The organism is Mahella australiensis 50-1 BON, from assembly GCF_000213255.1.
Classification (GTDB): domain Bacteria; phylum Bacillota; class Clostridia; order Mahellales; family Mahellaceae; genus Mahella; species Mahella australiensis.
This window is the reverse complement of sequence record NC_015520.1, coordinates 1,628,292-1,640,100: the sequence shown is the minus strand read 5'-3', so window position 1 is coordinate 1,640,100 and position 11,809 is coordinate 1,628,292. Positions and strand designations below refer to the sequence as shown.

At 46.0% G+C, this 11,809-nt stretch carries 9 protein-coding genes; 7 read left to right on the top strand and 2 right to left on the bottom strand.

Annotation, left to right across the window (positions count from 1 at the left end; all coding sequences use genetic code 11):
* Positions 1-38 precede the first annotated feature (38 nt).
* Positions 39-1,145, top strand: a complete 1,107-nt coding sequence (locus MAHAU_RS07760) for a S1C family serine protease (RefSeq protein ID WP_041644472.1) — start codon at positions 39-41, stop codon at positions 1,143-1,145.
* Positions 1,146-1,415: 270 nt separating this feature from the next.
* On the opposite strand, the gene carA is transcribed toward MAHAU_RS07760, so the two are convergent.
* Positions 1,416-2,483 carry a glutamine-hydrolyzing carbamoyl-phosphate synthase small subunit gene (carA, locus tag MAHAU_RS07755; RefSeq protein ID WP_013781169.1) on the bottom strand — a complete coding sequence of 356 codons (1,068 nt, stop codon included), beginning with the start codon at positions 2,481-2,483 and terminating at the stop codon, positions 1,416-1,418.
* Positions 2,484-2,532: 49 nt separating this feature from the next.
* Positions 2,533-3,732, bottom strand: coding sequence for an aspartate aminotransferase family protein (locus tag MAHAU_RS07750; protein ID WP_041644471.1), 1,200 nt, complete (start codon positions 3,730-3,732; stop codon positions 2,533-2,535).
* A gap of 183 nt (positions 3,733-3,915) precedes the next feature.
* On the opposite strand from MAHAU_RS07750, the gene MAHAU_RS07745 reads away from it, so the two are divergent.
* The 6 genes from MAHAU_RS07745 (at position 3,916) to MAHAU_RS07720 (ending at position 11,648) form a co-directional block, all read left to right on the top strand.
* Positions 3,916-4,743 (top strand): helix-turn-helix domain-containing protein, encoded by an 828-nt coding sequence (locus tag MAHAU_RS07745; protein ID WP_013781167.1) that lies wholly within the window; start codon positions 3,916-3,918, stop codon positions 4,741-4,743.
* An 89-nt stretch (positions 4,744-4,832) separates the two neighbouring features.
* Entirely contained in the window at positions 4,833-5,309 is a 477-nt protein-coding gene (locus MAHAU_RS07740; RefSeq protein WP_041644470.1) for a ribonuclease H-like YkuK family protein, read from the top strand.
* Between the two features lie 236 nt (positions 5,310-5,545).
* A complete protein-coding gene (locus tag MAHAU_RS07735) occupies positions 5,546-8,098 on the top strand; it encodes a hypothetical protein (protein ID WP_013781164.1) in 2,553 nt (850 codons plus the stop codon).
* Positions 8,098-9,027, top strand: a complete 930-nt coding sequence (locus MAHAU_RS07730) for an ABC transporter ATP-binding protein (protein ID WP_013781163.1) — start codon at positions 8,098-8,100, stop codon at positions 9,025-9,027. The genes MAHAU_RS07735 and MAHAU_RS07730 overlap by 1 nt, the downstream gene beginning before the upstream one ends.
* Entirely contained in the window at positions 9,011-9,970 is a 960-nt protein-coding gene (locus MAHAU_RS15030; RefSeq protein WP_013781162.1) for an ABC transporter permease, read from the top strand. Before MAHAU_RS07730 ends, MAHAU_RS15030 begins: the two co-directional genes overlap by 17 nt.
* A 1-nt stretch (position 9,971) precedes the next feature.
* Positions 9,972-11,648: a hypothetical protein gene (locus tag MAHAU_RS07720; protein ID WP_041643962.1), complete on the top strand. Its 1,677-nt coding sequence runs from the start codon at positions 9,972-9,974 to the stop codon at positions 11,646-11,648.
* Positions 11,649-11,809 lie beyond the last annotated feature (161 nt).

Genomic DNA, 11,809 nt, shown 5'->3' with positions numbered 1-11,809 from the left:
TATATATGATAAAATACGATAAAAGGCAGGGCTTTGTCATGTTAAAAAGCAAAAGGATGACTATATTCATTACAGCGCTGGTATCAGTAGCGCTCAGTTTCATAGTATTTACCCTATGGATGGGGTATAATAAGTCACCGGTGCAGCGCCCGCAGTCCACAGCTCAGGAAGAAGCATCGGCAGATGACGATAATGCTTTGGATGGGGTAACCCCTATAGTGCGAAAGGCAGCGCCGGCAGTGGTGGGTATATCCACTACAAGGGTGACAGAAACCGACATGTTCGGCAGAGCGCAACAGATGGTACAAGGTGTCGGCTCAGGCGTTATCGTCGATAGCGACGGTTATATATTGACCAATGATCATGTGGCGGGCGGCGAAGCGAAAAGCATAAACGTTGTGTTAAACGATGGACGTACAATGGAAGGCAGAACATTGTGGACTGATCCGGTATTGGATCTCGCGATAGTGAAGATAGATGGCAGCGGATATATAAATGCGGCGTTTGGTGATTCTGATACGCTAAAAGTGGGAGAACCGGCTATAGCCATAGGAACGCCTTTGGGCCTGCAGTTCCAACATACCGTTACATCGGGTATAATAAGCGCCTTGGACCGTACGCTGCAGGTAGAGGCTGATGGCGCCACAAATTTTATGGAGGACCTTATACAAACCGATGCGTCTATAAATCCCGGTAACAGTGGAGGGCCTTTAATCAACGCCAAAGCTCAGGTAGTGGGTATAAACACGGTTAAAGTAGCCACCGCAGAGGGTATGGGCTTTGCCATACCGATAAATATAGCCAAACCTATAGTAGAAAGGGTTATTGCCACCGGTACATTTACAGCGCCGTATATAGGCATATTTGCATATGATAGGGAAATAGCTAACTTTATACAGAATGGTCCTAAGCTGGAGCAGGGCGTGTATGTCATAGATGTTGACAGAGGCAGCCCGGCAGATAAAGCGGGTATAAAGCAAGGCGACATAATACTTTCGATAGATGACAAGCAGGTCAATACCATGTTGGCTTTGCGCAGGGCCATATATAGCAAAAACATAGGCGATACTGTAAAGATAGAAACTGTGAGCGATGGAAAGAAACAGGATGTGGGAGTAAGGCTGGCTTCCAAACCCAAACAGTGACTATTCAGCGCCTCATGTTCTTACGGTCGAAACCATGAATGAACCGATATCGCACTTAAATCACCAGATAGCGAGAGGTTATCGACGCTGTGGAAATTCGCGAAACGAGCCTTAGTTTCACCGATATCCAAAGCATATGAGCCGGAGGCTAATCAGTTACCAAGCCTGTGAGGTAGCTGAATAGCCTCCGGTCTATGATTACGTTATGGTTCAGTTTCCCAGGCGTAGCAAAACATATATGCCGAACCGGTAGCGGGAAAACGTATAAGCTCAGGCCATCATGCCCACGAACTCGTCGAACATATAGGCTGAATCGTGTGGACCGGGGCTGGCTTCGGGATGATACTGTACGCTTATTATTGGGTATTCATTGTGCACAAAACCCTCAACGGTGTTATCGTTCAGATTTATATGGGTTACGGTGGCTTGTTTACAGAAATCGTCGCGCAAGGCATAATTGTGATTCTGCGATGTGATGTATACGCGACCTTTGTTGAAATCCTTGACCGGATGATTGCCGCCATGATGGCCGAATTTCAACTTATAGGTCTGGCCACCTAACGCCAGTCCTAGCAACTGATGCCCGAGGCATATGCCCATTATAGGCTTTTTGCCGATAAGGTTTCGTATGGTCTCTATAGCATAGGGTATATCTTGAGGGTCACCAGGGCCATTGGATATCAATATGCCTTCGGGGTTTAGATCCAGTATTTCTTTGGCCGAAGTATGGCATGGCACCACATATACATCGCATCCGCGTTTGACGAGCGAACGTGCTATATTCTCTTTCATGCCCATATCCATTACGACTACACGATGTCCCGGGCCTTCTATATGCCTGGTTTTCTTTACGGATACCATATCCACCAGATCTCGCTTTACAGTGCCGATATTTCTGGCTGTTTCGGCTAACGCTTGGACGTCGAAACTTTCGGTTGATATAACGCCGTACATGCTGCCAAAATTCCGTATGTGCTGCGTTATCTGGCGAGTATCGACGCGATGGATCCCCATTATGCCCCAACGTTCGAAGTACTGGACCGGATGTATTGTGCAGCGCCAGTTGCTAGGATAATCGCACAGTTCTTTTATTATAAAACCCTCTACATGGGGTTTATAGGATTCAACATCTTCTTCATTCATACCGTAGTTGCCTATAAGGGGGTAGGTCATGACCACCATTTGTCCTTTATACGAAGGGTCGGTCAAAACCTCCTCGTAACCGGTCATGCATGTATTAAATACCACTTCGCCATGGGCTTGACCGGTCCTACCGAAGGCCTCGCCTTCAAAATAACTGCCGTCTTCTAAAACCAGTATGGCTTTTTTATTCTCCAATGCGATATCGCTCCTTTCAGGGCTTAAAAATAAAGGGCTATCATAGCCCTTATAAATATGCCTTCAAAATATTATCTAACATTTCTATCAACATGTCAATTTCATTTTTTGTAATTATGAGCGGTGGTATAAAACGCAGCGTGTTATGGCCGGCGCAATTTATAAGGAAACCGTTACAAAAGGCGGCTTTAACGATATCCTTACCGTTTATGCTTTGATCGAGCTCCATGCCCAGCATAAGGCCCTTGCCACGTACATCGGTTATAAAACCATATTCGGCCTGTAATTGTTTCAAACAATCGAAGAAGTATTGACCTGTTTGGGCAGCATAGTCGCTTAGCTGTTCATCCAGTATAGTTTGCACTACTGCCATGCCAGCCGCACATGCTAAAGGTCCTCCGCCAAAAGTCGAACCGTGATCGCCAGGTTCAAAAGCTGCTGCCACTTGCTCCTTAGCCATTACAGCACCCAGTGGTATACCGCCGCCCAACGCTTTGGCCGATGTAAATATATCAGGTTCTATGCCATAATGCTCATAAGCGAAAAATTTGCCGGTGCGGCCAAGACCAGTCTGTATCTCATCGAATATTAGCAATAAATCATTCTCGTCGCATAGCTTGCGCAGGCCTTTCATATAGCCGTTATCGGCCACAAATACCCCACCCTCGCCTTGTACCGGTTCTACCATGATAGCGGCTGTTGTAGGCGATATAGCCGATTCAACGGCTTCCAAGTCATTAAACGGTATATTTATAAATCCAGCAGGCATCGGTTCAAACGGTTTATGATATTTATCCTGTCCAGTAGCTGCCAATGTAGCCAGTGTGCGGCCATGGAACGACGCTTTGGCCGTTATTATCTCATAGCGCTCTTGTCCTTGATTGTAGAAATACTTTCGAGCCAACTTTATAGCCCCTTCGTTGGCTTCGGCACCGCTATTGCCAAAAAATACCCTGTCGCCACATGTATTTTCGGCAAGTATTTGAGCCAGCTTTGCTTGGCTTTCTATATAATAAAGGCTGGAACAATGTATAAGCTTCTTGGCCTGTTCGGTTACAGCATCGATCAGGGCAGGATGCGCATATCCCAAGGCATTAACGGCTATACCGGCTACAAAATCGATGTATGCTTTGCTGTTTTTATCGTATAGTACACAACCTTCTCCATGATCAAAAGCTACCGGCATCCTCTCGCCAAATGTATTCATATAATAGCGTTTATCCGCAGCAATTATTTCGCTTAAATCCACAGTCATTTCACCCCACATCTATTTTCGTATAATTATACATCATAATGAATAATTATGCAAATAAAATTGTTATCCAAATATATTTGAAAATATTGTAGAAATGTATTAAAATCTAAATATAAGCTTGGAAGGAGGGAAGGCGTTTTCGATCGCATGCGATTGAGTTTCGACCTGGAATAAATAATGGATGAAATCGGAGAAATCTTAAAACAGGCTCGAATAAACAAAAATATGACCATACAGGACGTACACGAGATTACCAAAATAATGCCGAGATACTTAAGGGCGATAGAAGAAGGGCAGTGGGATCTTCTACCCGGTACAGTGTATACCAGAGGGTATATAAGGAGTTATGCTGAGGCGGTAGGAGTGGATGGAGATTATCTTATAAGGCAATTCGACCGGCTATTGAGGGAACGTGCCGATAATAGTACTGACCGCGAAGAGCAGCATTTGGACAGCAAGACTGATACCACACTGCTGGAAGATACATCGGATTCTGCTGGTACCGGTTGGTGGTTAGTTGCTTTAATTGGAATAGTTGCCATTACTATAATTTTTTATTTTGTATTTGTGTGGCAGCCGGATACCGGTCAAAGCCCTGATACATCGCAGCCGCCGGTGGTAGATCAAACGCCTGAACCTCAATCCGAATCTGAGTCTGCGCCTCAGTCGGAGCCACAGCCTGAACCTGAACCCGAACAGCCTCCACAAGCGCAGTTGACGTTGTTGGAGCAAAAGGCCAACAGCGCCGTTTATACCATAGTGACCGATAAAGAGCGGTTTAGCGTTACCGTCTCGGCTACTGGTCGATGCTGGGTCAGGATAACGGCTGATGGTAAAAGAGTATGGGAGGGTACATTGGAAGCCGGAGGAACACATACGGCAGATGCAGCCAATAAGCTGACCGTAAGATTGGGATTTCCACCAGGTGCCGATGTAAAAGTCGAAGATCAAGTGCTTCCGCACGTAGATAGTAAAAATCCATATGAGTTTACTATACAGAGATAATGTATATTTAACATTTTCTTAATGATTTTTATGAGAATAAGTGATAAAATAATAGCGAAATTCTAAAATAGAAGAAGATGATGCGACAGGTGAATTTCATAAGCCCGACTAAGGGCAGGATGGATTTAGATGCTTTGTGCGATGATATCATGGAGTATGTGATATCCGATGAGGAAAGCGACTATAGGTTGATGATAGGAACCGATTCACAGGTCCATGCAGATGTGTGCTTTGTTACCGCTATAATAATATACCGCGAAGGTAAGGGTGGGCGCTACTTTTATAGAAGATTTTATCAAGCTCGCATACCTTCGTTCAAACAGCGCATATTTATGGAGGCCAATTACAGCCTCGAAGTGGCCAATCTTATAATGGAGATGCTCGATGCGCGCGGTTTAGGCAGTCTGAATGTGGAGATACATTTGGATGTGGGCAAAAACGGTAAGACGCGCGAAATCATAAAAGAGGTGGTCAGCATGATAACCGGGTGCGGTATGTGCGCTCAAATAAAACCTGATTCGGTAGGAGCCAGCAGCGTGGCTGATCGTTATACAAAAGCTATGTAATGCTGCTTGATATAAGCGGACTTAAAAGGGCAAGGTATATGCTTAAAAGCGTATGCTTGCCCTTTTGCGCTTTAAATTGCTTAATACAAATGTAAAACTTTTGTAACCAATTCCGATATATAGCATGGTATAATGGTTAACAGCATAGGAGTGGAAAATTTTTATGCCGAAAGAAAAACCTTTTTCAACTATGATGAGTCTTAATAATGGAATACAAATTGTTGGGAGGATGTTTTGTGAGCAAAAAGAGCTGTTTTAGTTTCCTAATAGTTATTGTAATGATCTTAGCGTTCTTAACATTACCGCTCGTAGCGTATGCCGATGGCGATGAGGTGATCATGGAAGTTGAAGTTGGATTCGACGGCCATTTCAATATACAACAATGGACGCCAGTGGTGGTGAATATAGAGAATAAAGGGCATGATATCGACGGGTGGCTGGAGGCCGATGCCGTTCAACAGGACGGTACGGCTGTAGCGTTTTCCACCAAAGCCGTAATACCACAAGGCTCAAAAAAGCGTATCACGTTCTATGTTCAATTTTCCACTGTTCAACGTGGCATGCAGGTTCGCCTTATGCAGCAAGATAAAGCGATAAAGCAGATAGAAGTAAAGAACCTGTATCCCATGACCGATAATCAGTATCTTATGGGTGTATTAACCGATGATAAAGACGCCTTAAATTACTGGTGGCAGAAACCGGGCAACAATGGCCTGTTTACATATCATGAAACCATTCACTTAAATGCCGAAAGCTTTCCTGATCGCAAAGAGGTACTCGATAATTTCGCTGTACTGGTCATAAATGATTTTGATACAGGCATGCTGTCGCAAAGACAGATCGATGCTTTGAATGCGTGGATAGATGGCGGAGGGCTGTTGATAATAGGCACCGGCCCAAGCGGTCAAAAAGTGCTGAGCGGATTTACTAATAAAGTAATACCGTTAAAGACAGGCGAAATAGTGAGCGTAGTTGAAATACCAGCTCTGGATGTTGTTTCGGGCGTGAAAAATCATAGCGACGTGCCGTTTCAATTGATGGATATTGAGATGGACGGAGCCGACGAAGTGGTTAAGGAGGGAGATAATTGTATTATCGCAAAACAGCGAAGTGGTGCGGGTTATATTTTCATATCGGCTTTTGATTTGGGCATTGAGCCCATAACCGGTTGGGCAGGCAGCCAAGCGTTGTGGGATAATCTTCTCGCAGAGCAACTCGATGCACAAAAGGCGACATATATGCGCAGCCCGGATTTACAGATACCGATTAAGCAAAATAAGTACCAGGGTATTCTTCAAGCACTTCAGAATATAAAGGCTATGGATATTCCGTCTATAAACGGTTTGATGGTATTGCTTTTAATATATCTTGCCGTCATAGGGCCTATAAATTATTTTGCATTAAAGCGTTTCGATAAACGGGAATGGATGTGGTTTACCATACCTTTGTTGGTGCTGGTTTTCTCCGGCGGTATATATGCTGCGGGGTATACGGTTAAAGGCGATGAGGTCATATCCAACACTATATCGGTTATAAATGTAAAAGGTGATGGAAATGCAGCCGATGTCGATAACTACGTCGGCGTATTTATGCCGCGCAAGGGCGATTATACTGTCAGCGCTGAGAAAGATGTGTTATTAGCAATAAACGGTAACAACGCGTTTGACCCATATGCGCAACCTTCCAATTCGCAAAGCGGAGATGCAGCGCGCATAGTACAGGCTAAAGTCGTGCAGGGCGATCCGGCATATATGGAGCTGTATAACGCAAACGTATGGACTATGAAGACATTTTCCATGAAAGAGGTAATACCTCAATTTAGCGGCTTTAAGGCCGATCTTTATTACCGAGACGGCAAGATATTGGGGATTATATCAAATGGCCTGTCTTATCCGGTAGAGGATATGGTCATCTTTACGCCCTATGCTTATCAGATAATAGGCAATGTAGCATCGGGCGAAACCAAGGATGTATCTATACAGATGCCGCTTTATATTTCATCCAATCAAAATGCACTTTATAACATGCTGGATAAACTATATCCGGATCCGTATCGCAATGGAAACCCCGGAGACCTTACGGATGAACAAAGGGAAGCGATGAATAGAAGGAGTATCGTTGAGAATATCGCTATACCAGGTTTTAATGGCCCGTATACAATGACGAATGGGCCAACTGTTGCAGCCTCATATCCAACTCCTATAGGATCGAACATTTCAGCCGACGGGGATTTTCTCAAAGTATTTGCATTTATAGAGCAAAAAATAACCGATGATATAAAGGTTAACGGTGAAATACCGACTACTGCTTATCATACGGGTGTAATAACGGGTGGTTTAAATGTGGATTTTGAAAGGGATGGAATAGTAAGCGTACCGCCCGGTGTTATAAATGCGTATATTGACTATGACAAGTCCGGTAGCGTTGCGATGAATGACAACGGCATAAATACAACTGTATTTATAGAGCGTGGAAGGGTAATATTTGGGTTTGATATAAGGCGATTTAAGGATGTCGACATAGATAAAATCCATATAAACGTGCCGGTGATGAACAAGGGACAGGGCTCGGCTATTAAACTGTTTATATACGATAACGATAAAAAGGATTACGTGGAATCGGGCGAAGGTTTATCCGTCAGCTCAACATCGTCGGGCTCTATAGATATAGAAGGCGATGCGGTTAACCGCTTTATAAACGATGGCGGGGTTATAGAGGTAGCCGTTGATTCTATGTATGGCGTGGAAATACAGATGCCTACCATAACCATAGAAGGGAGGAAGCGCTGATGCTTGTCGTCGAGGATCTTGTAAAGCGTTACGGTAGATTTGTAGCCGTCGATCATCTTAGCATGATCGTGGAGCGCGGGCATGTATTTGGATTTGTTGGCCCGAATGGTGCGGGTAAGACAACCACCATGAGGATAGCCGCCACATTACTGGCGCCTACGTCGGGCAGCGTTAGGGTCGCGGGATTCGATGTGATGGAGGAGCCTATAAAAGTACGCCGCAAGATAGGCTATATGCCGGATTTCTTCGGAGTATACGATAACCTGAAAGCCATGGAGTATTTGGATTTTTATGGTGCTTCATATGGCATTCCTTATAAAGAAAGGCAAAAGACCGCAGAGGGGTTACTCGATCTTGTGGATTTGGCCAATAAGCGCGACAATTATGTGGATTCGTTGTCACGCGGCATGAAACAGCGCCTTTGCCTTGCGCGCAGCCTCATGCACGACCCTGAATTGCTGATACTCGATGAGCCGGCGTCAGGCATGGACCCGCGAGCGCGCGTGGAATTGAAGAATATTCTCAAGGAGCTTAAAAATATGGGCAAGACCATATTGATAAGCTCCCATATACTGTCTGAATTATCCGAGATGTGCGACAGCATAGGCATTATAGAGCATGGCAGGTTGGTGGTGAGCGGCGATGTAAAGAATATAATGCAAACAGTATCGGGTAAAATTACGGTGAAGATAAAATTGCTGGGCGATATAGACAAGGCTGTAGGCGTACTTAAGCAGCAGCCATTGGTCAGCGACATATTTCAGGAGGACGATATGTTGGAGATCGGGTATAAAGGTAAGGACGAGGACCTATGGCCGCTTTTAAAAACCCTTGTGGCCAACGATGTGCCTGTAATATCGTTTAGCAAAACCGATGGCAATTTAGAGAAGGTATTTATGGAGGTGACTCAGGATGAAGAAATGGTTTAATAACCCGGTGCTGGTCAGCGAATTGAAGATACGCATGAGGAGCTGGCGTACAGTGCTTATGCTGGTGGGTTACCTGGCCGTTATGCTGGCAATAGCCTATCTGTTTTTCCAAACCAACATGCAGACACTATCGCATTATGGAGGTGTGAATATCAGCCGCAATCTCGGATTACAGTTGTATACGATTTTGGCGGTTATACAATTTATGCTCATAATCATACTTATACCTGCGCAGACGGCCGGCTCCATAAGCGGAGAGCGCGAGAAGCAGACGCTGGATCTGCTGTTGTGCACACCGTTGTCGTCCCTTGCCATAGTTTTAGGCAAGATGCTGTCGTCCATGAGCTTCGTGTTGCTTCTGACCATAGCGTCGATACCGCTTTTCAGCCTGGTATTCTTATTCGGGGGTATAGCGCCGATGGATATCGTCACGCTCTTTGCATTTTATCTTATAACGGCTTTCGCAGTGGGCAGTATAGGCATATTTTGTTCGGTGCTATTTAAAAAAACTGTAACGGCTACAGTGGCAGCATATATCGTTATATTTGCCCTCGGTATAATCACCGTATTGCTCAGCGCATATATGATGTCAGGGTTTGCAAGCAAAAATCAACATTTCAGCGGTGTGTACATACCATTTCCATTTTACTTAAACCCGGCGGTCGGTTTGTTCGACCTGCTGGGACGACAATCTGGAGGTGTCGGCGGAGTGGGACTGTTTCCTATGTTAGGAGTATCATCTGCTATGTATAATACCAGCGTTACGATGACAGGCAGTCTGTCTTGGATGGTGCAAAAGCTGGGCATATGGGGTACCAATTCTGTTGTTATATCGGTCATAGCGATTATTCTGCTGCTAATAAGCGCATGGGTTGTAAAGCCGGTGCGGGTATTGAAGATGCATTCGTCAAAATGTCATAGCGCCGATGCAGGTATGAATTGAGATGGCTGGTATGAGAGCGGCTATTGACGGCGATATTTACAGAGCTATATTGCCGCTGCGCAGGAGGATATCGCTCAGGAATTTCGTAAATTATGTTTTTCTGGGCTTTGTAGCAGCGCTTGTCCAGACTGTGATATGGGTTATCGCGTCGTTTTTTTACCCCATAATGGAATTGAATTTATATATACTGCTCGGTGGCGCAGCCGTCTTAGCTGTGTTTATGGCACTAGGCATGATATTCAAGCCATCTTTGACCAAGGTGGCTTATGAGATCGATGATCGCGGTTTGCAGCAGCGTGTTATAACATCTTACGAGCTGAGTGGCAGGAATGATGTTTTTGCAATACTTCAACGTCAAGATACTATAAAGCGCCTGAATCAGTTCGATCCAAAATCGATACCTTTATTGATGGTGTCCAAACGCCGACTGTATGCAGCTGCTGCCGCAACAGCGCTGTTGATCGCCCTCATGCTGATACCGAATCCGCAGGACAGAGTTATACGCGAAAGGGTGCGCGTTCAGGAGGCTATCGACAAAGGTTTGGCCGATATAGATAAAGCGGAGGATGAATTGGCACATGAGGTACAGATAAGCGATGAGCAGAAGCAGGATATAGCCGAGCTGTTGGAAAAGTTGAAGCAAGACCTCAAAAAGCGGTCGGATTATAAAGAGGCTATGAAGGAGATATCTAAAACTGAGGATGCACTCAAGGAACAGCTCGAGCAGGCAAGGGCGAATGAAATGCAATCCGTTGCCCAGAGCTTGGGTAAAAGCGCCGCTTCCAAAGCGTTGGCGGACGCTATAGAGCGTCGGGACGCCGAGGCTATCGAGTCGGAGATAGAGAAGCTGAAAAGCGTGCTAGGGCAAGGGTTGGACAAAGACGCCGCAGCCGATCTGCAAAAAGCATTGGCCGATGCCGCAGCCGCAGCAAAAGATCTACAGCTCAAGGGCGGACTACAAAACGCCGCCGACGCCATAGCATCGGATATTGCAGGCGGCACAGGTTTATCCGCGGCCGCATTGGACGGGCTGCAGGGTCAGCTTACGCAGATGGCCCAGGGAATATCGGGGGATCCGGCTGATATACAATATATGCTTCAGCAGATGAAAGGGCATATAGCCCAGGCGGCGGGCCAAGGCGATACGCAAATGGCATCATCGGGCAGCCAAGGTTCTCAAGACAGCGGTTCGCAGGGGCAAGGCGGGTCCGATGGAAACGCGGGCAGTGACTCGAATAATAAAGGTTCGGGCAGCGGTTCAGGTGGTGGTTCCGGTTCGGACAGCAATAGCTCGGGCAACGGTTCGGGAGGCGGCAGCGGTATAGGCGGCGGCCACACAAGCCAGGATGCAGGCTATAACGACAGCGGCGCATCGGGCGGCAGCGTGAACAAACCCGAAGGTGACGCCGATTCATATACAGAACACGAGCGCATATATGATCCGACGCGACTGGGTGACGGTGGAGAGACCAGCCATATAGCCGATAAACCTTCAGATAGCGGTGGCAGCCAGCAAATCGACGCGGGCAGCGGCGTGGGCAGCCTCGACGGCTTTATGCCGTATAACGAGGTGTTCGGCGATTATCAGAGTCAGGCGATGGAGAGCATGGAGCGCGGCGCGATACCGCCCAATATGCGCGAAATCGTCAGGCAATATTTCAGTTCGCTGGTAGAGTGAGGCGGCTTAACATATATCCTTCGCTACGGCTGTGAAGCTGAACCACAACGCAATCAGAGATTGCTGTGGTCCTACGCTTCAAAAGCCCGCTCCGGATATATGTTAAGCCTCATGTGAATCAACGATGGACGCCGAAAGCTTTATGCCTGAATTACAGATCA

Coding starts and splice junctions, on each gene's coding strand:
- MAHAU_RS07760 (WP_041644472.1), top strand. CDS start 39: ATGTTAAAAAGCAAAAGGATGACTATATTCATTACAGCGCTGGTATCA.
- MAHAU_RS07745 (WP_013781167.1), top strand. CDS start 3,916: ATGGATGAAATCGGAGAAATCTTAAAACAGGCTCGAATAAACAAAAAT.
- MAHAU_RS07730 (WP_013781163.1), top strand. CDS start 8,098: ATGCTTGTCGTCGAGGATCTTGTAAAGCGTTACGGTAGATTTGTAGCC.
- MAHAU_RS15030 (WP_013781162.1), top strand. CDS start 9,011: ATGAAGAAATGGTTTAATAACCCGGTGCTGGTCAGCGAATTGAAGATA.
- MAHAU_RS07720 (WP_041643962.1), top strand. CDS start 9,972: ATGGCTGGTATGAGAGCGGCTATTGACGGCGATATTTACAGAGCTATA.